This is a genomic window from Pseudomonas sp. MWU12-2319 (genome assembly GCF_023242525.1).
Taxonomy (GTDB): domain Bacteria; phylum Pseudomonadota; class Gammaproteobacteria; order Pseudomonadales; family Pseudomonadaceae; genus Aquipseudomonas; species Aquipseudomonas gingeri_D.
The window spans coordinates 51514-72241 of sequence record NZ_JALJES010000012.1 but is presented as its reverse complement, the minus strand read 5'-3'; the positions used below and the strand labels follow the sequence as shown (position 1 = coordinate 72241).

Below are 20728 nucleotides of genomic sequence, written 5' to 3'. Positions count from 1 at the left end.
GCGCCATGCATAACAAGAACAACATCACCCTCAGCGCCCCGCTGAGCGGCCCCGTGTTCCCGCTTGTCGAGGTCGACGATGCGGTATTCGCCAGCGGCGCCATGGGTCCGGGGCTGGCCATCGACCCGCTCAACGATTGCCTGCATGCGCCCTGTGCCGGCGAGATCATTCATATCGCCCGAACGCGGCACGCCCTGACCCTGCGCGCCGACAACGGCGCCGAACTGCTGCTGCACCTGGGCCTGGACACGGTCGAACTGCAAGGCGAAGGTTTTGCCCTGCTGGTCGAGACCGGCGCCCGGGTGCAGGACGGCCAGGCCTTGCTGCGGATCGACCTGGACCGGGTGGCGCGCCAGTGCAAAAGCCTGGTGAGCCTGGTGGTCCTGACCAACGCCGAACATTACGACCTGGAGCCCGTGGCCCAGGGCCAGGTCAAGGTCGGTGAGCCCTTGCTGCGAATCGTCCCGCGCCAGAACGCCGAACAGCAGGCCCCTACCCCGATGACGGACACCGACGAAGTCCGCGGCAGCGCCCGGGTCGCCCATCACGGCGGCCTGCATGCACGTCCGGCGGCCTTGCTGCGCCAGACCGCGCAGGGCTTCAATTGCAGCGCGCGCCTGCATCTGGGCGATAAATCCGCCGCCCTCGATAGCCTGATCGGCATCATGGGCCTCAGCGTCGGCGAACAGCAGGAAGTGCAGATCAGTTGCCAGGGGCCGGACCGCGAAGCGGCACTGCTGGCCCTGCTGAAGGTGCTGCGCACGCCTTTGAACGATGCACACCATTCGGCACCACCACCGCTGCAGACGGCGGCGCCGCAACCGAACGAAGACGGCGTTCTCCAGGGCGTGTGCGCCTCGCCCGGCCTGGTCAGTGGCCCGCTGGTACGCCTGGCCGCCATCAGCCTGGCGCCGGACGCCGGCCAGCACAACGCCGATGAACAACTGCAAGCGCTGGACGCCGCCCTGGAAAAGGTCCGCTCGGATATCCACGGCACACTGTTACAGGCCCGCCAGCGCAAGGCCGTCGAAGAAGAAGCGATCTTCAACGCCCATCTCGCCCTGCTCGAAGACCCCGTGCTACTGGATGCCGCCAGCCATGCCATCGAAGCCGGCCAGGCGGCCAGCCACGCCTGGGACCAGTCGATCGAAGCGCAATGCCAGGTCCTGCTCAATCTCGGCAATCCACTGCTGGCCGAGCGCACCAACGACCTGCGCGACCTCCGGCAACAGGTGTTGCGGGCCCTGCTGGGTGAAGCCGCGCACTACGACCTGCCGCCCGGCGCTATCGTCGCCGCGCAGGAACTGACCCCCTCGGACCTGCTGCTGCTCAGCCAGCAACAGGTCGCCGGGCTGTGCATGGCCGCTGGCGGTGCGACCTCCCACGTGGCGATCCTCGCCCGCAGCAAGGGCCTGCCCTGCCTGGTCGCGCTAGGGAGCGGGCTGCTGGACATCGCGCCCGGCCAGGTGGTGGTCCTCGACGCCGGCCAGGGCCGCCTCGAACCGAGCCCCGATGCGGCCCGCCGCGAAGGCGTCGCCCTGGCCCACGGGCAACAGCAACTGCGCCGCCAGCAACAACACTCCCAGGCCCAGTTGCCGGCCGACACCCTCGATGGCCTGCGCATCGAGGTCGCGGCCAATGTCGCCTCGGCCGCCGAAGCCGGCGAGGCCCATTCACACGGTGCCGATGGCGTCGGCCTGTTGCGCACCGAGTTCCTCTTCGTCGACCGTCGCAGCGCGCCGGATCAGGAGAAACAACGCAGTGCCTACCAGGGCGTACTCGATGCCATGGGCTACCGACCGGTGATCATCCGCACCATCGATGTCGGTGGCGACAAGCAGCTCGACTACCTGCCGCTGCCGATGGAAACCAATCCGGTGCTGGGCCTGCGGGGCATCCGCCTGGGCCAGGCCCAGCCGGAACTGCTCGACCAGCAACTGCGCGCCCTGCTGCAGGTCAGCCCGCTGCAACGCTGCCGGATCCTGTTGCCGATGATCAGCGAAGTCGACGAACTGCTGCAGGTGCGCCAGCGTCTGGATGAGCTGGCCACTGAGATGGGACTCAACCTGCGCCCGGAACTGGGGGTGATGATCGAAGTGCCTTCCGCCGCCCTGCTGGCCGAACAACTGGCCGAGCACGCGGACTTCCTGTCCATCGGCACCAACGACCTGTCGCAATACACCCTGGCCATGGACCGCGACCACGCCGGCCTCGCCGCCCGGGTCGATGCCCTGCACCCGGCCCTGCTGCGGCTGATGGCCCAGACCTGCGCCGGGGCCGCCCTGCATCAGCGCTGGGTCGGGGTCTGCGGCGCGCTGGCCTCCGATCCGCTGGCAACCCCGGTGCTGATCGGCCTGGGGGTCACCGAGCTGTCCGTGAGTACCCCGCAAATTGGCGAAATCAAGGCGCGGGTCCGCGACCTGGATGCCGCCGAATGTCGGCGGATCGTGCCGTCGCTGCTGCAACTGGGCAGCGCCGCGAAAGTCCGTGAAGCCTGTCGCCAACACTGGCCCCTGGGCTGATTGATCCAGCGCCTGCATACAACAACAAGAAGGAGACACGTCATGTACCAGTTCTTCATCGAAGGTCTGCAACGCCTGGGACGGGCGTTGATGCTCCCCATCGCCATCCTGCCGATAGCCGGCCTGCTGTTGCGCCTGGGTGATACCGACCTGCTGAACATCGCGATCGTCCACGATGCCGGCAACACCATCTTCGCCAACCTGGCGCTGATCTTCGCCATCGGCATCGCCGTGGGTTTCGCCCGCGACAACAACGGCACCGCCGGGCTGGCCGGGGCCATCGGTTACCTGGTGCTGATCGCCACCCTCAAGGTGCTCGATGCAAGCATCAACATGGGCATGCTCGCCGGGATCATCAGCGGCCTGCTGGGCGGTGCGCTGTACAACCGCTTCAAGGACATCAAGCTGCCGGAGTACCTGGCGTTCTTCGGCGGGCGACGCTTCGTGCCGATTGTCACCGGGTTCTCGGCGGTGGGCCTGGGGGTGGTGTTCGGCTTTATCTGGCCGCCGATCCAGAGCGCCATCAACAGCCTCGGCCTGCTGATGGTCGAGAGCGGCAGCCTCGGCGCCTTTGTCTTCGGCGTCTTCAACCGGCTGCTGATCGTCACCGGCCTGCACCACATCCTCAACAATATGATGTGGTTCGTGTTCGGCAGCTACACCTCGCCCGAGACCGGGCTGGCGGTGACCGGCGACCTGGCGCGTTACTTCGCCGGCGACCCGAAGGCCGGACAGTTCATGACCGGGATGTTTCCGGTGATGGTCTTCGGCCTGCCGGCCGCCTGCCTGGCGATGTACCGCAATGCCCTGCCGGAACGGCGCAAGCTGATGGGCGGGCTGCTGCTGTCGATGGCCCTGACCTCGTTCCTGACCGGGGTGACCGAGCCGATCGAATTCGCCTTCATGTTCCTTGCGCCGATGCTCTATGTGTTGCACGCCTTGTTGACGGGTCTGTCGATGGCGGTGACCAACGCGCTGAACATCCACCTGGGCTTTACCTTCTCCGGCGGCGCCATCGACATGGCCCTGGGCTGGGGCAAGTCGACCAACGGCTGGCTGGTGTTCCCGGTGGGGTTGGCCTATGCCCTGCTGTACTACTTCGTCTTCGATTTCTGCATCCGTCGTTTCGATTTGAAGACGCCCGGGCGCGAGAACATCGCCACTGCGACCGCCACCCGGATACTCAGCGAAAACCAGAGGGCCGCCGCTTATATCCAGGCCCTGGGCGGGGCGGCCAACCTGCTGACGGTCGGTGCCTGCACCACGCGCCTGCGGGTGGAGTTGCTGGACCGTGACAAAGCCCTGGACGCCGAACTGAAAAGCCTCGGGGCGATGGCGGTGGTCCGGCCGGGCCATGGCGGCAGCCTGCAAGTGGTGGTCGGGCCGTTGGCGGACAGCATTGCCGATGAGATTCGTTTGGCCTTGCCCGTAACCGGTTCGATCGATATCGCGGTGAGTAAGCCGGTGCGGGCCGAGTCGACAGCGATCAGTACGGAACAGCTCCAACAATGGCTGGACGCGCTAGGCGGAAAAGACAATGTGCTGGCATTGGAATGCGTGGCCCAGACTCGGCTGCGGGTGCAACTTGAGGATGGTCGACGGTTATCGGAGGCGGATCTGAAAACCCTGGGCTGCCAAGGCGTCAGTCAGGTGGAAGGTGGGACCTGGCATGTGCTGGTGGGGAATCCGGCCAGCGGAATCAGTGAAGCACTGGGGGCGCTATTGAACCGCCGGGAAACCTGTGCAGCGCCACTCTAGCTCCGCCGCTTGAGGTAGCGGCACCGCTGCGTTACCTCAAACTGCCTGGCTCCCCATGAATAGCGACTACCCAGCACCGGGACAAGAAGCGTTACAAGTCTGGGAGCCCGAAGGCAGCTATCGCACCCGTGACAATCTACACTCAACATTCACTCTGCGGATCGAGGCTCCGCTCAGCGCAGCTTTCTCCCGCGAAAGTGATGAAAGGTGTCACGTCGAAGAATGTGTAGTCATGACGTATGTGATTCGGCATGGCTTGACCGTTCTGGATGAGGCACAAAATCATGAAAAAAGATGGCGGTTTTCTTCGGACGACTGCGGTCGCGGCGGTAGTGTTGGCAGGCGCGTGGCTGCCGGGCAATGGCGCATGGGCGGCAGGAACACCCCAGGGCGACGAGGAGCCCTGGTATCAAGCCTGGCTTCAGGTCGCGGCGGATACCAGCGTACCGATCCGCGACACCCTGCCCTCCCTGCACTGGCGGACCGACATGGACACGCTCTATCGGGGCGACACCACGGATCAGGGGCTTGAGGCCTTCCAGGTCGGGCTCTTGCCCAAAGCCGTGAACTTCCCCGAGAACGAGTGGATGTACGACTGGTTCCGCCACGGGGCGGGGGCGGGAAAGTCGGTCTATAGCAGTACCACACGCAGTCAGCGGATCGCCCAGAGCTTCGCCAAGGAATGGGTGTTCGAGTTCAAGGCCCCCCATGGCATCGACCAGGAGAAATCCGGGGGACCTATTGTCAGCGAGGAAGAGATCAGCTTCCCGGGCGGGGTCAAGGGGCGCTTTATCAAGCAGGCGTGCAAGAAGAACGACGCGGCTGATTGCGTCCCGAACCAGGCCTACCGCGAACCCACCGGCCAGGAAAGCCGATTGGAGGTCGCGGCGATGTCCATCGACTGGAGCCAGGTGACGCCTCCAGAAGGACTGGCCTGGGTAACGAGCAATCAAACCCTCTGGGCGGTCGGCTCCTCGCTCATCAACCCCGTGCAAGGGGCTGAGGCGCTTGCCCATGGGTTGCGGGCCTGGAACTCGCAGGCACCGAATTTGCGATTGGGCAGCAACCCGGAGTCGCCGGTCTTCACCAACTCGATCGTTGTGGCGTTTCGCGACTATACCGCGGCCAGGAACTGGGCGGTCGCGGATGCGCAGAACGGCGGCTGGGTCTATGAAGTCAAGCCCAACAGCGTGGCGGTGGACCTTTCAGGGCCTAGTACTGGAGGGCGTGAAGGCGCCGTCGCGTTCATCGGCGGTATCAAGAGTGAGTTACTGCTAGGCGCGTGCCGATTCGAGAAAGGTGCGAGTCTGCCGGCCGAGTGCGTCGGCGAGAGAAAGATGCCTCCAGTGCAAAACTAGAAGGGTTTTCCAACTCATGGAAGCTGCGGCAATCCGCTGGAAACGGCCAATGCCCAGACAAGCAAAACCCGCCGAGGTGGCGGGTTTTGTGAAAGCGGTGAAACGGTCAGAAATCCGCTAATCGCCAGACTTCATAAGCCGGTGTTTCGTAGGGATGGCTCTGCTTCAGAGCCAGCACCACCGCCTCGATCAGGGCGTCCGCCACCACCAGCTCAACCTTCCACTCCTCCACCTGCTCGACCACACCAGTCTGCCCGAGAAACGGCTGGCTGCCGTCCAACGGGCGAAACTGGCCCTGGCCCAGCACCTGCCATGCACACTGGTCGTAAGCACCGATCCGCCCGCCTCCGGCGGCGAATACGGCACTCTTGACCTGTTCCACATGGCTCGGCGGCACGAAAAAGCTGAGCTTGTACATCGTGGCTTAGTTAACCCAGACGCGGGCGTTGCGGAACATACGCATCCACGGCGCGTCTTCGTTCCAGTCTTCCGAGCGCCAGGAGTTCTGCACGGCACGGAATACCCGCTCAGGGTGCGGCATCATGATGGTGACGCGACCGTCGCGGCTGGTCAGCCCGGTGATCCCGCGCGGCGAGCCGTTCGGGTTGGCCGGGTAGGTCTGGGTGACCTTGCCGTTGTTGTCGACGAAACGCATGGCCACGCAACCCGACAGGTCGGCTTGCAGCAAGGCTTCCTCGCTTTCGAACTCGGCATGGCCTTCGCCGTGGGCGATAGCAATCGGCATGCGCGAACCGGCCATGCCCTGCAGGAAGATCGAGTTCGACTCCTGGACCTGGACCATCGCCACCCGCGCTTCGAACTGCTCGGAGCGGTTACGGACGAAGTGCGGCCAGAATTCGCTGCCCGGAATCAGCTCGTGCAGGTTGGACATCATCTGGCAACCGTTGCACACGCCCAGGGTGAAACTGTCGGTGCGCTCGAAGAAGCCCTGGAAGGCATCGCGGGCACGGGCGTTGAACAGTGCCGACTTGGCCCAGCCTTCACCGGCGCCGAGTACGTCACCGTAGGAGAAGCCGCCGCAGGCAACCAGGCCCTTGAACTCGTTCAGGTCAACGCGGCCGGCGAGGATATCGCTCATGTGCACGTCGATGGCGTTGAAACCGGCACGGTCGAACGCCGCGGCCATTTCCACCTGGCCGTTGACGCCCTGCTCACGCAGCACGGCGACCTGTGGGCGAATGCCCTTCTTGATGTACGGCGCGGCGATGTCCTGGTTCACATCGAAGCTGGTCTTGTAGCTCAGGCCCGGATTGCCCTCGTCGAGCAGGACATCGAACTCCTGGTCGGCGCATTCGGCGTTGTCCCGCAGGCGCTGGATGCGATAGCTGGTTTCCGCCCACTGGCGCTGCAACAGGCGACGCTCGCCGGTGAAGACCGTCTCGCCGTCGAAGGTGATGCTGACTTCGCCGTTGTTCAACGGCTGGCCGATCACCGACACGCAGTCGCCCAGGCCGGCGGCGCTGAACTGCGCCAGCACGTCCGGGGTGGAGTCCTGGCGAACCTGGATCACCGCACCGAGTTCTTCGTTGAACAGGATGGCCGCGAGGTCGGCGGAGGTTTCCGCCAGGCCGTCGAGGTTCAGGTGCAGGCCGCAGTGACCGGCAAAGGCCATTTCCAGCACGGAGGTCAGCAGGCCGCCGTCGGAACGGTCGTGGTAAGCCAGCAGATGACCGTCGGCGTTGAGGCCCTGGATCACCGCGAAGAAGGCCTTCAGGTCTTCGGCGTCGTCGACGTCTGGAGCCTGCTTGCCGAGCTTGCCGTAGACCTGGGCGAGGATCGAGGCCCCCATGCGGTTCTGGCCACGGCCGAGGTCGACCAGGATCAGGTCGGTGGTGCCCTTGTCCATGCGCAGTTGCGGGGTCAGGGTCTGGCGGATATCGGTGACCGGGGCGAAACCGGTCACGATCAGTGACAGCGGCGAGGTCACGCTCTTGTCGGTGCCTTCGTCGTTCCAGCGGGTGGCCATGGACATGGAGTCCTTGCCCACCGGAATGGTCAGGCCCAGTTCAGGGCAGAGTTCCATGCCGACCGCCTTGACGGTGTCGTACAGACGGGCGTCTTCACCCGGATGGCCGGCAGCCGACATCCAGTTGGCCGACAGCTTGATATCGGACAGCTTGCCGATCCGCGAAGCGGCGATGTTGGTCAGGGTTTCGCCGATCGCCATGCGCCCGGAAGCCGGGGCGTTCAGCAGGGCCAGCGGCGTACGCTCGCCCATGGCCATGGCTTCACCGGTGTAGACGTCGAAGCTGGTGGCGGTCACGGCGACGTCAGCCACCGGCACCTGCCACGGGCCGACCATCTGGTCGCGGGAGACCAGGCCGGTAATGGTCCGGTCGCCGATGGTGATCAGGAAGCTCTTGCTCGCCACGGCCGGGTGATGCAGGACGCGCTCGACGCACTCGGCCAGGGCCAGGGTGCTCGGATCGAAATCGTCGCCCAGTTCGCTTTCGCGAACCGCCGAACGGTGCATGCGCGGGGCCTTGCCCAGCAGCACTTCCAGCGGCATGTCCACCGGGCTGTTGCCGAAGTGGCTGTCGGTGACGGTCAGTTGCGGCTCGGCAGTGGCCTCGCCGACCACGGCGAACGGGCAACGCTCACGCTCGCAGATGGCCTTGAAGCGTTCGAAATCCGCAGCGCCGACCGCCAGGACATAACGTTCCTGGGATTCGTTCGACCAGATTTCGTGCGGGGCCATGCCCGGCTCGTCATTGGGGATATTGCGCAGTTCGAAACGACCGCCGCGGTCGCCGTCGTTGACCAGTTCCGGGAAGGCGTTGGACAGACCGCCGGCACCCACGTCGTGGATAAAGCTGATGGGGTTCTTGTCGCCCAGTTGCCAGCAACGGTCGATGACCTCCTGGCAACGGCGTTCCATTTCCGGGTTTTCGCGCTGTACCGAAGCGAAATCCAGGTCCGCCGAGCTGGTGCCGGTGGCCATCGAGGAAGCCGCACCGCCCCCCAGGCCGATCAGCATCGCCGGGCCGCCGAGGACGATCAGCTTGGAGCCGACGACAATTTCGCCTTTCTGTACGTGCTCGGCGCGGATGTTGCCCATACCGCCGGCCAGCATGATCGGCTTGTGGTAACCGCGCACTTCGTCGCCACGCGGGGTGGTGATGGATTGCTCGAAGGTCCGGAAGTAGCCGGTCAGGGCCGGACGACCGAATTCGTTGTTGAACGCGGCGCCACCCAGTGGGCCTTCGATCATGATGTCCAGCGCGGTGACAATGCGCTCAGGCTTGCCGTACGGCACTTCCCACGGCTGTTCGAAGCCCGGGATCTGCAGGTTGGACACGGTGAAACCGGTGAGACCGGCTTTCGGCTTGGCGCCGCGACCGGTAGCACCCTCATCGCGGATCTCGCCGCCGGAACCGGTGGCTGCGCCCGGGAAAGGGGCAATCGCGGTCGGGTGGTTGTGGGTCTCGACCTTCATCAGGATGTGCACCGGCTCCTGCACCGCGCCGTACTGGCGGGTTTCAGGGTCCGGGAAGAAACGTCCGGCGACGTTACCGACGATCACCGAGGCGTTGTCCTTGTAAGCCGACAGAACGCCTTCGCTGTGCATCTGGTAGGTGTTCTTGATCATGCCGAACAGGCTTTTTTCCTGGCTCTGGCCGTCGATATCCCAACTGGCGTTGAAGATCTTGTGCCGGCAATGCTCGGAGTTGGCCTGGGCGAACATCATCAGTTCGATGTCGTGGGGGTTGCGCTTGAGGCCGTTGAACGCATCGACCAGGTAGTCGATCTCGTCTTCCGCCAGGGCCAGGCCCAGCTCGACGTTGGCTTTTTCCAGCGCGGCGCGACCGCCGCCCAGCAGATCGATGGCCGTCAGCGGCTTGGGCGCGGCATGGCTGAACAGACCGGCGGCCTCTTCCAGCTTGCCCAGCACGATCTGGGTCATGCGGTCATGCAGGACCGCGGCGATCAGCTCGGCTTCGGCTTCGCTGAACTGGCCAGCCACGTAGAAGGCAATACCGCGCTCCAGGCGCTGGACGTTCCCCAGGCCGCAGTTGCGGGCAATGTCGCTGGCCTTGCTCGACCAGGGCGAAATGGTGCCGAAACGCGGCAACACCAGAAACAGACGACCGGTCGGCTCCTGGACCGGCACGCTCGGGCCGTATTTCAGCAGGCGGGCCAGCACTTGCTGTTCGTCGCCAGTCAGCACGCCAGTCACTTCGGCGAAATGGGCGAACTCGGCATACAAACCACTGACAGCTGGAACTTTTTGGCTCAGTTGTTCAAGCAGTTTGCTGTGGCGAAAGGCGGAAAGGGCAGGAGCGCCGCGCAGGATCAACATCTTCGGGACAGCCTCGGGAAGGGGTGTGCTTTGAGGCCGTGCATTCTAGCCTAAACCGCCCGCGACGGCACCCGAAACGGCACGCTTGCCTCACAGCACATGCCTCTCAAGGTCTAATTACCCATTCCTACAGATCATTAGCATTATTCATCGCCACTATTTTATAAAGTTCATACACTCTCAAAAGCCTATTCCTACAGCCTCCAGCCATTCCCGGGGATCGCTAGCAGACCGGCGCGATTCTGTCGAGATATGGCGGCCGGGGTCCTTTGCGTATACTGCGCAGATGTTCTCCCCAACTGCTTTCCGCCCGCGCTGTGCCAGGTGGCTCATCGCAACCGGACTCTTCCTGATGCTCGGCGCCTGTGTTGATAAACCCAGCACACTCGAGCGCGTAAAGGAGGACGGCGTACTGCGGGTGATTACCCGCAACAGTCCGGCCACCTATTTCCAGGATCGCAACGGCGAAACCGGCTTCGAGTACGAGCTGGTCAAGCGCTTTGCCGATGACCTGGGGGTCAAGCTCGAGATCGAAACCGCGGACAACCTCGACGATCTGTTCAATCAGCTGGGCAAACCCAACGGTCCGGTGCTGGCGGCCGCCGGCCTGGTGAGCAGCGACCAGCGCAAGCTGCAGGCGCGCTTTTCCCATCCGTACCTGGAAGTCACCCCGCAGATCGTCTATCGCAATGGCCAGTCCCGCCCCACCACACCGGCCGACCTGGTGGGCAAACGCATCACGGTGCTCAAGGGCAGCAGCCATGCCGAACAACTCGCCGAGCTGAAAAAGCAGAATCCTGCGATTGAATACGAAGAGTCCGACGCGGTTGAAGTGGTCGACCTGCTGCGCATGGTCGACGAAGGTCAGATCGACCTGACCCTGGTGGATTCCAACGAAGTGGCGATGAACCAGGTTTACTTTCCCAACGTGCGGGTCGCGTTTGACCTCGGCGATGCCCGCAGCCAGCGCTGGGCGGTGGCCCCTGGCGAAGACAACAGCCTGCTCAACGAGATCAACGCCTACCTCGACAAAGTGCAGCAGAACGGCACCCTGCAACGCCTGAAAGATCGCTATTACGGGCATGTCGATGTATTGGGGTACGTCGGCGCCTATACCTTTGCCCAGCACCTGCAGCAGCGGCTGCCCAAGTACGAGAAACATTTCCGCGCGTCGGCCAAGGAAGAAAAAGTCGACTGGCGGTTGTTGGCGGCCATCGGTTATCAGGAATCGCTGTGGCAGCCGGGGGTCACCTCCAAGACCGGCGTGCGCGGCCTGATGATGCTGACCCAGAGCACGGCCCAGGCCATGGGCGTGTCCAATCGTCTGGATGCACGACAGAGCATCAGTGGCGGGGCCAAGTACCTGGCGTATATGAAGGATCAGTTGGACGAGCAGATCGAAGAGCCGGACCGCACCTGGTTTGCCCTGGCGGCGTATAACGTCGGCAGCGGTCATCTGGACGATGCGCGCAAGCTCGCCGAGAAGGAAGGCCTGAACCCGAACAAGTGGCTGGACGTGAAGAAGATGCTGCCGCGCCTGGCGCAGAAGCAGTGGTACAGCAAGACCCGCTACGGTTATGCGCGGGGCGGCGAGCCGGTGCATTTCGTCGCCAACATCCGCCGTTACTACGACATCCTGACCTGGGTAACCCAGCCGCAGCTGGAAGGCAGCCAGGTGGTGGACAGCAACCTGCATGTGCCGGGCGTGGACAAGACCAAGCCGACCGAGCAGCCGTCACAGCTCTAGCCAGCTGCCAGCCTGTGCTATTTGTAGCGCGCTCACGGGCCTCTTCGCGGGCAAGCTCCGCTCCCACAGTTTGACCGCGTCCCCCCTGTGGGAGCGGAGCTTGCCCGCGAAGAGGCCGGAACAGGCGCAACAAAACTCCAGGTTGCGCCGCGATATGAAGTGCCCAGCCCTCAAGCCTTGGGCGCAGCCGCCAGAATCAGCTCTTTCATCTCCACCACCGCTGCCTTGAATCCGACGAACAGCGCATGGGCCACCAGCGCATGGCCGATGTTCAGCTCATTGATCCCCGGAATCGCCGCCACCGCCTCGACGTTGTGGTAATGCAGGCCATGCCCGGCATTGACGATCAGGCCCTGGGCCACGCCAAACGCCACGCCATCGGCAATCCGCTTCAGCTCTTCGGCAACTTCGGCCGGCGTATGGGCATCGGCATAACGTCCTGTGTGCAACTCGATGGCCGGTGCCCCGACACGCTTGGCCGCGGCAATCTGACGCTCGTCGGCATCGATGAACAGCGATACTTCGCTGCCGATCTTGCCCAGGCGCTCCACCGCCGCCCTGATCCGCTCCTCCTGCCCCGCCACGTCCAGGCCACCTTCGGTGGTCAGCTCCTGACGGGTTTCCGGCACGAGGCAAATATGTGCCGGCCGAATGCGCTCGGCAAACGCCATCATCTCTTCGGTCACGCCCATCTCGAAGTTCATCCGCGTCTGCAACACATCCTTGAGCAGCAGCACATCGCGCTCCTGGATGTGCCGGCGGTCTTCACGCAGGTGCACGGTGATGCCGTCGGCGCCCGCCTCTTCGGCATCCAGCGCAGCCTTGACCGGATCAGGATAACGCGTGCCCCGGGCCTGACGCAGGGTGGCGACGTGGTCGATGTTCACGCCGAGAAGGATACGAGTGCTGGTGCTCACGGAAAGACTCCTGAAGAGTGGAAGATTCGGTGCACAGCATACACGTCAGTCGTGGCCTGTACGGCCAGTTCTGTGTGTCGAGTGTGGATGCCGAGGGTTCACCGGGGATCACTGAAGCCGCCAACCAAACCTCGGCCCTGTCGCCAATGAGCCCGCCCTCAGGGCTTGCGAAACAACTCGCGACTGACCAGCGGCTTGCCGCCCAGGTGCACTGCCAGAGCCTGGCGCATCAGGCGCTTGGCCGCCGACAAGGCGCCCACCGCCGTCCAGTCGGCCTCGGCCATGGCCAGCAGCTCGGTGCCCTGGAACAGACCCGGTTGCAACAGGTAGACCCGCTCCAGGCCGGCATCCACTTGCAGGCGGTACAAGCCATCCGCCGCCAGCGGTTCGCCGTGAATATCCTGGTCCAGGGAAAAGCCATAACCGAGGTCGTCCAGCAGCCGCCATTCAAAGGAGCGCAACAGCGGTTCGAGGGGGCGGCCTTCGGCCAGGGCCAGCAGGGTCGCGGCGTAATGATCAAAGACCGCGGGGTGCGGGTCTTCGGCCGGGAGCAGGCGGATCAACAGTTCATTGAGGTAGAGACCGCTGAACAGGGCCTCGCCAACCAGCCAGGTGGCGACACCGGCGCTTTCCATCCGACCGACGTTCTTCAGTTCGCCGCGACCGCGAAATTCCACTTCGAGGGGCACGAAGGGCCGTGCCAGGGTCCCGGCCTTGCCCCGCGCACTGCGCAGCACGGCACGCAGCCGACCTTGCGGGGTGATGAAGTCCACCAAGGCGCTGTTTTCGCGATAGGCACGGGAGTGCAGGACGTAGGCGGGTTGGCCGGGAGGCGGGTTAGCGGACATGAAGCCGAGACTCAAAAGAGGAATTTACCGAAACCCTGTAGGAGCAGGGCTTGCCCGCGAAGAGGCCCTCAAGACCTCTGAAAGCTTTGTTGGTATACCGCTGTTCAGATACGACTGACTGGTATTCGGGATCATTCGCGAAACTTCTGGCGCCCTCAAGGGCCTCTTCGCGGACAAGCCCTGCTCCTACAGGGATCGCGTTCCGCCAGGGAGCGCTCAAACAACCCGGTTACAGGTCACCGTAACCCAACGAACGCAGTGCACGCTCGTCATCGGACCAACCGCCCTTCACCTTGACCCACAGGTTGAGCATGATCTTCGAATCGAACAGCAGCTCCATATCCTTGCGCGCCTCGGTGCCGATGCGCTTGATGCGCTCGCCCTTGTCGCCAATGATGATCTTCTTCTGGCCGTCACGTTCGACGAGGATCAGCGCATGGATATGCAGGGTCTTGCCCTGCTGCTTGAATTCTTCGATTTCCACGGTGATCTGGTAAGGCAGCTCGGCGCCCATCTGCCGCATGATTTTCTCACGCACCAGTTCCGCCGCCAGGAAACGGCTGCTGCGGTCGGTGATCTGGTCTTCCGGGAAAAAGTGCTCGTTTTCCGGCAGGTGCGTGGCGATCAGGCTTTCCAGGTGCTCGAGGTTGTGTCCGTGCTGCGCCGAGATCGGCACGATCTGCGCCTTGGGCAACTGTTCCTGCAACCAGGTCAGGTGCGGCATCAGCTCGGCCTTGTCTTCGATCCGGTCGGTCTTGTTCAAGGCCACGATCACCGGGCCTTCGACGTACTGGATGCGTTCCAGGACCATCTGGTCCTCGTCGGTCCAGCGGGTCCGGTCAACCACGAAGATCACCACGTCGACGTCTTTCAACGCCGCCGAAGCGGTCTTGTTCATGTAGCGGTTCAGGGCCTTTTCGCCGCCCTTGTGCATACCGGGGGTATCCACGTAGACCGCCTGCACGGTGCCTTCGGTCTTGATCCCGAGCATGTTGTGACGAGTGGTCTGGGGCTTGCGCGAGGTGATCGCCAGTTTCTGCCCGAGGATATGGTTCAGCAGCGTGGACTTGCCCACGTTCGGCCGGCCGACGATGGCGACGTAGCCGCAGCGTGTTGCCGTTGAATCAGTCATTACCATTCTCCACGCCCAGGGCAATCAGTGCCGATGCCGCCGCTACCTGTTCGGCAATACGACGGCTCACGCCCTGTCCTCGGCTTTTTTCATTCAATAGGGTGATCTCGCACTCGACGAAGAACGTCCGGCAATGTGGTTCACCCTGGATATCCACCACTTCGTAACGCGGCAGGTCGCAGGCCCGGGACTGGAGAAACTCCTGCAGCCGGGTCTTGGGGTCCTTGTTGGTGTCCACCAGCGTCAGGCTGTCGAACTCCGAGGTCAGCCAGGCCAACACCCGGTCCCGTGCCGCTTCCATGCCGGCATCCAGGTAAATGGCGCCGATCAGGGCCTCCAGGGCGTCGGCGAGAATCGACTCACGGCGGAAACCACCGCTTTTCAATTCGCCGGAACCCAGGCGCAGGTACTCGCCCAACTCGAAACCACGAGCCAGTACCGCCAGTGTTTCACCTTTCACCAGGCGCGCGCGCAAACGCGACAACTGGCCTTCGCGAGCCTGGGGAAAACGCTCGAACAACGCCTCGCCGGCTACGAAATTGAGAATGGCATCACCGAGGAATTCCAGGCGCTCGTTGTTGCGCCCGGCAAAACTGCGGTGAGTCAGGGCCAGGAGCATCAGCTCCTGATCCTTGAAGGTATAGCCGAGCTGGCGCTCGAGACGACTTAAAGACACGCTCACGGTTTGGCCACGCTGAATTCGTGGTCGAACTTGACCACCAGATCGATGTTCTGAATCAGCGGATCGCGCTGCTCATATTTCAAGTGCGCGAGGAACTTGTTGTTCTCCAACGTCACGCTTAACACCTTGTTCAAATCCAAATCCTGAATACTGTTGACCTGCATGCCGCGGGTAACATGGGTATAGAAATCGTTGACGGTGGTGATATCCGCCGCCTTGTCGGTTTCCACCGACATGATGATTCTCTTCATCGACATATAGTCGAGGTAATGCGGGACCACCTTCAGCGCCACACTGGCGGCAAAGGCCACCAACGCCAGGGTCAGCAACCAGCCAAAAAACGACAGGCCTTTTTGCGAGCGAGCAGAGGTCATCTTCATGGTACTGCGGCACCTGAAAAAGCACTCGGCGCTGTGTTCACAGCGCCGGGTTTGGTTACTTGATCAGACCGACCCGGGAAAAATTCGGGAAGTGGCTGAGTTTCGGTTCGGGCCAGCTCATCCAGACCGCGAAGGCCTTGCCGACGATGTTCTCGTCGGGAACCATGCCCAGCAGCTCCTTGGGAATATTCGGATCATCCCAGTAGCGGCTGTCGTTGGAGTTGTCGCGGTTGTCGCCCATCATGAAGTAGTGGCCCGCGGGGACCGTCCACTCGTGATCAGGCGGCGCGCGGTAGCGCCCCATCTCCTTGCGGATCAGGTGCTCGGCGGCGCCCAGTTGCTCTTTGTAGAGCTCGGCACTGCCCAACATGCCCGGCTCGGCGCCGACCAGCTGTTCAGCCACCGGCTTGCCGTTGACGAACAGCTTCTTGTCACTGGTGTAACGCACCACGTCGCCCGGCAGGCCGACTACACGCTTGATGTAGTTGACGTTGGGGTCGCTCGGGTAGCGGAATACCATCACATCGCCGCGCTGCGGATCACTCACCTGAATGACCTTCTGGTCGATCACCGGCAAGCGAATCCCGTAGGAAAACTTGTTCACCAGGATAAAGTCGCCGACATCCAGGGTCGGCTTCATCGAGCCGGATGGAATCTGGAACGGTTCCACCAGGAACGAACGCAGCACCAGCACGATGAACAACACCGGGAAGAAGGACTTGCCGTATTCAACCAGCAAAGGCTCCTTGTTCAGCTTTTCGACCACGTCGCCATCAGGCTGCGCCACGCTGCCCTGATAGGCAGCGATGGCGGAACGCCGACGAGGCGCCAGAAAGATCAGATCGAACAACGCCAACACACCACAGACGGCGACGGCGATGACCAGCAACAGCGGGAAATTTAGTGACATAGGACCTAACTATCCAACCTGAGCACTGCAAGGAAGGCTTCCTGTGGAATTTCCACGTTACCCACTTGCTTCATGCGTTTCTTACCGGCCTTTTGCTTTTCCAACAGCTTGCGCTTACGGCTGACGTCGCCGCCATAGCACTTGGCCAGTACGTTCTTTCTGAGGGCCTTGACGGTTGTCCGCGCCACGATCTGCCCGCCAATGGCGGCCTGGATGGCAACGTCGAACATCTGACGAGGAATCAGTTCTTTCATCTTCTCGGTCAACGCACGACCTTTGTAATGCGCGTTATCACGATGCACGATCAGCGCCAGGGCGTCGACCTTTTCACCGTTGATCAGTACATCCAGCTTGACCAGGTTGGCCGACTGGTAACGATCAAAATGGTAGTCCAGCGAAGCATAGCCGCGACTGGTGGATTTGAGACGGTCAAAGAAGTCCAGGACCACTTCGTTCATCGGCAAATCGTAGGTCACTTGCACCTGGGAACCGAGGAACAGCATGTCGTGCTGGATGCCACGCTTCTCGATACACAGGGTAATGACGTTGCCCAGGTGCTCCTGCGGTACAAGGATATTGGCCCGCACGATCGGTTCGCGCATATCCTCGATGGCCGACAGGTCCGGCAGCTTGGACGGGTTGTCGACGTAGATGGTTTCGCCGTTCTTGAGCAGCAGCTCGAAGATTACCGTCGGCGCGGTGGTGATCAGGTCCAGGTCGTACTCGCGCTCAAGGCGCTCCTGGATGATCTCCATGTGCAGCATGCCGAGGAACCCGCAACGGAAGCCGAAGCCCAGGGCGTCGGAGCTTTCCGGGGTGTACTGCAGCGAGGAGTCGTTCAGCGTGAGCTTTTGCAGGGCTTCGCGGAAGTCTTCGAAATCGTCGGAGCTGACCGGGAACAGACCGGCGTAGACCTGCGGCTGGATGCGTTTGAAGCCCGGCAGCACGTCGACGTCAGGGGTGGTGCTCAGGGTCAGGGTGTCACCCACCGGCGCACCGTGGATGTCCTTGATACCGGCGATGATAAAGCCCACTTCGCCGGCCTTCAGGTCGACGGTGGCGGTGTGTTTCGGGTTGAACACACCGACGCTGTCCACCAGGTGCATCTTGCCGGTGGACTTGACCAGGATCTTGTCGCCCTTCTTCACGCGGCCGTGGCGCACGCGCACCAGGGACACGACGCCCAGGTAGTTGTCGAACCAGGAGTCGATGATCAACGCTTGCAGCGGATCTTCGATATTGCCGGTCGGCGCGGGGATGGTGGTCACCAGGCGCTCGAGCACTTCGTCGACACCCAGGCCGGTCTTGGCGCTGCAGGTGACGGCGTCGGTGGCGTCGATACCGATGATTTTCTCGATTTCTTCCTTCACCCGGTCCGGATCGGCCTGGGGCAGGTCGATCTTGTTCAGCACCGGCATGACTTCCAGGCCCTGCTCGATGGCGGTGTAGCAGTTGGCAACGGACTGGGCTTCGACGCCCTGGCCGGCGTCCACCACCAGCAACGCACCTTCACAGGCCGCCAGGGAACGGCTGACTTCATAGGTGAAGTCGACGTGGCCGGGGGTGTCGATGAAGTTCAACTGATAGGTGATGCCGTCGCGAGCCTTGTAGTACAGGGTAACGCTATGGGCCTTGATGGTGATCCCGCGCTCGCGCTCGAGGTCCATGGAATCCAGCACCTGCGCTTCCATCTCGCGCTCGGCAAGGCCGCCGCACATCTGGATGAAGCGATCGGCCAGAGTCGACTTGCCATGGTCAATGTGGGCGATGATGGAGAAATTGCGGATATGACTCAAATCACTCACGGATCAACACTCAAAAAGGTTGCAGGCAGACTGCCCGCCGAAAAATAGCCGGGAATTGTACCTGATGCGCGACCAAGGCGTCACGTGAACAGGCCGGGCGGCACGGACAAAAAAGCCCCGGTCACGGGACAGGGGCTTTTTCCAGGATCATTTATCGCTCAATCGCTTCATCATCCGGCCCGACGCAGCAGCCAGACACCGGCCACCGCGCAGATCGCCGCCGGCACCACCACCGCCAGCAGCGGCGGGAAACCGAACACCAGGCTCGAAGGCCCGAGCAGGTCCTGGGCGATGCGGAAGGTGAAGCCCACCAGCACGCCGGTGAACACCCGTTGCCCCAGGGTAACCGAACGCAGCGGGCCGAAGATAAAGGAAATCGCCATCAAGACCAGCGCCGCGGTCACCAGCGGTTGCAGGACCTTGACCCAGAACGCCAGCCAGTAACGACCGTTCGCCAGGCCCTGGTCCGCCAGGTAGTGGATGTAGCTCCACAGGCCACTGATCGACAGGGCCTCGGGCACCATCACCACGGTACTCAGCAGGTTCGGGCTCAAGGCCACGTCCCAGCGCTCTTCCGGCACATTGATCACTTCGGTGCGACCGTCGCGGAAATAGGTGGTGGTGACGTCCGTCAGTGTCCAGAGGTCCTTGTCGAAGTGGGCCTTCTTGGCAAAGCTCGACGACAGCATGTGGCGCTCGCTGTCGAAGTGATAACGGGTCACACCGTAAAGCAGGCCGTTGGGCTGCACGGCGTTGATATGAATGAATTCGTCACCCTGGCGATGCCACAGGCCGTTGCGCGAGCTCTGCGCATCCCCCGAGCCCTGGGCCAGGGCCTTGTCCGCCTGGGCCTTGCTCTCGGTGGCCGGGGCAACGTACTCGCCGACCAGCACGCCGATCAGCATCAACACCAGCATGGGCTTCATCACCGCCCAGACGATACGCCCGACGGAGACGCCCGCCGCGCGCATGATGGTCAATTCGCTGTTGCTGGCCAGGCTGCCGAGGCCGATCAGGCAACCGATCAGGCCGGCCATCGGCAACATGTCATAGACCCGGCGCGGCGCCGTGAGCACCACAAAGCTCAGCACATCGCCCAGGGTGTAGGTATCGGAGAGGCTGCCCATCTCGTCGATAAAGGCAAACAGCGAGGCCAGCCCGAGGATGATCCCCAGTACGGCAAGGATCGCCATGAACACACTGCTGCCAATGTAGCGATCGAGCTTAACCACGAGCCATCTCCTTCACAGTGCGACGACTCGCCAGTTTCAAACGCAGGGGTTCCCAATACAGCAGCGCCAGGCCGATGGCCAGGAACAGGCCATGCACCCACCACATGCCCAGCACCGGTGACAAGTTGCCTTTCTCCAGCGCGCCACGGGCCGAAATGAGCATGGTCAGGTAGGCCATATAAAGAAGGATCGCCGGCAGCAGCTTGAGGAAACGGCCCTGGCGCGGGTTGACCCGCGACAGTGGCACGGCCATCAGGGTCACGATAAACACCAGCAGGGGCAGCGAAAGCCGCCATTGCAATTCGGCGACCGCCTTCAGGTCCGGGTTGCCGAACAGGGTCGAGGTCATCATCGCATCGCGGTCGGTGACTTCTTCGCTGATCTCGGGCTTGGGCAGCATGACGCCGTAGGTCTCGTACTTGATCGCCCGGTAATCGGCCATGCCTGGACTGCCGTCATAGCGATAGCCGTTTTCCAGGATCAGGTAGCGATTGCCGTCCTTGCGCACTTCCTGACGGCCTTTTTCGGCCACCAGCACGGAAATGCCGCGGTCCTTCTTGTTCACGCCGAAGCGTTTTTCCGAAATGAACACACCGCCCAGGTTCGCCCGGTCATCGGAGAGTTGCTCGGTATAGGTCACCCGCGAGCCATCGTTGAGCTCCTGGAAACGGCCGGGCACCAGGGTGTCGAACTCGGTCATGGCGTCCTGCTGGTTGAGCAGCAGCTGAAATTGCAGGGCGCCCTTGGGCGCCAGGCTCAGGCTGATCCAGGCCACCAGCAGGGCCACCAGCAGCGCCGGCGCCATGGTCATGCCGAGCAGGCGCTGCTGGCTCATGCCGGTGGCGGACAGCACGGTCATTTCGCTTTCGAGATAGAGCCGTCCGTAGGCCAGCAGAATGCCGAGGAACAAGCCCAGCGGCAGGATCAGTTGGAGGAAACCGGGCAGGCGAAAGCCCATGATCAGGAACAGCGAGCCCGGGTCCAGTTGACCCGAGGCGGCCTGGGCAAGGAACTTGACGAAGCGTCCGCTCATGGTGATGACCAGCAATACGGCGCTGACCGCACTCAAGGTGATCAAGACTTCGCGGGACAGATAACGAAAAACAATCAAACCAG

Annotated in this window: 15 protein-coding genes; 4 read left to right on the top strand and 11 right to left on the bottom strand. The window is 62.8% G+C overall.

Annotation, left to right across the window (positions count from 1 at the left end; genetic code table 11):
- Positions 1–5: 5 nt before the first annotated feature.
- From ptsP to M5C01_RS19805, 3 genes are all read left to right on the top strand, one after another.
- On the top strand, positions 6–2522 hold the full coding sequence (ptsP, locus tag M5C01_RS19815) for a phosphoenolpyruvate--protein phosphotransferase (RefSeq protein ID WP_152740171.1): 2517 nt from the start codon (positions 6–8) through the stop codon (positions 2520–2522).
- A gap of 42 nt (positions 2523–2564) precedes the next feature.
- Complete coding sequence (gene nagE / locus M5C01_RS19810; RefSeq protein ID WP_103497026.1) at positions 2565–4280, top strand: N-acetylglucosamine-specific PTS transporter subunit IIBC; 1716 nt, start codon at positions 2565–2567, stop codon at positions 4278–4280.
- 284 nt (positions 4281–4564) lie between these two features.
- Complete coding sequence (locus M5C01_RS19805) at positions 4565–5638, top strand: hypothetical protein (RefSeq protein WP_152740170.1); 1074 nt, start codon at positions 4565–4567, stop codon at positions 5636–5638.
- Between the two features lie 106 nt (positions 5639–5744).
- Here the strand turns inward: M5C01_RS19805 and M5C01_RS19800 are convergent, their stop codons facing one another.
- A complete protein-coding gene (locus M5C01_RS19800) occupies positions 5745–6056 on the bottom strand; it encodes a YqfO family protein (protein WP_100944717.1) in 312 nt (103 codons plus the stop codon).
- A gap of 6 nt (positions 6057–6062) precedes the next feature.
- A complete protein-coding gene (purL, locus tag M5C01_RS19795) occupies positions 6063–9959 on the bottom strand; it encodes a phosphoribosylformylglycinamidine synthase (protein ID WP_152740169.1) in 3897 nt (1298 codons plus the stop codon).
- 286 nt (positions 9960–10245) lie between these two features.
- Here purL and mltF point away from each other — a divergent pair, with 286 nt between their 5' ends.
- Complete coding sequence (mltF, locus tag M5C01_RS19790) at positions 10246–11706, top strand: membrane-bound lytic murein transglycosylase MltF (RefSeq protein ID WP_152740168.1); 1461 nt, start codon at positions 10246–10248, stop codon at positions 11704–11706.
- Between the two features lie 170 nt (positions 11707–11876).
- On the opposite strand, the gene pdxJ is transcribed toward mltF, so the two are convergent.
- The 9 genes from pdxJ to lptF all read right to left on the bottom strand — a co-directional run bounded on the left by pdxJ (position 11877) and on the right by lptF (position 20723).
- Positions 11877–12623, bottom strand: coding sequence for a pyridoxine 5'-phosphate synthase (gene pdxJ / locus M5C01_RS19785; RefSeq protein WP_177099694.1), 747 nt, complete (start codon positions 12621–12623; stop codon positions 11877–11879).
- Between the two features lie 158 nt (positions 12624–12781).
- Complete coding sequence (gene recO, locus M5C01_RS19780) at positions 12782–13471, bottom strand: DNA repair protein RecO (RefSeq protein ID WP_103497031.1); 690 nt, start codon at positions 13469–13471, stop codon at positions 12782–12784.
- Between the two features lie 229 nt (positions 13472–13700).
- Positions 13701–14603, bottom strand: a complete 903-nt coding sequence (gene era, locus M5C01_RS19775) for a GTPase Era (protein WP_103497032.1) — start codon at positions 14601–14603, stop codon at positions 13701–13703.
- On the bottom strand, positions 14596–15285 hold the full coding sequence (rnc, locus tag M5C01_RS19770) for a ribonuclease III (protein ID WP_103497033.1): 690 nt from the start codon (positions 15283–15285) through the stop codon (positions 14596–14598). The genes era and rnc overlap by 8 nt, the downstream gene beginning before the upstream one ends.
- Positions 15282–15659, bottom strand: coding sequence for a DUF4845 domain-containing protein (locus tag M5C01_RS19765; RefSeq protein ID WP_103497046.1), 378 nt, complete (start codon positions 15657–15659; stop codon positions 15282–15284). Before M5C01_RS19765 ends, rnc begins: the two co-directional genes overlap by 4 nt.
- A 61-nt stretch (positions 15660–15720) precedes the next feature.
- The gene (gene lepB, locus M5C01_RS19760) at positions 15721–16575 is read right to left on the bottom strand and encodes a signal peptidase I (protein ID WP_152740167.1); all 855 of its coding nucleotides are present in this window, start codon (positions 16573–16575) and stop codon (positions 15721–15723) included.
- A gap of 5 nt (positions 16576–16580) precedes the next feature.
- Positions 16581–18380, bottom strand: a complete 1800-nt coding sequence (gene lepA, locus M5C01_RS19755) for a translation elongation factor 4 (protein ID WP_177099692.1) — start codon at positions 18378–18380, stop codon at positions 16581–16583.
- A gap of 170 nt (positions 18381–18550) precedes the next feature.
- A complete protein-coding gene (lptG, locus tag M5C01_RS19750) occupies positions 18551–19612 on the bottom strand; it encodes an LPS export ABC transporter permease LptG (RefSeq protein WP_178129896.1) in 1062 nt (353 codons plus the stop codon).
- On the bottom strand, positions 19605–20723 hold the full coding sequence (gene lptF, locus M5C01_RS19745) for an LPS export ABC transporter permease LptF (protein ID WP_152740166.1): 1119 nt from the start codon (positions 20721–20723) through the stop codon (positions 19605–19607). The genes lptG and lptF overlap by 8 nt, the downstream gene beginning before the upstream one ends.
- Positions 20724–20728 lie beyond the last annotated feature (5 nt).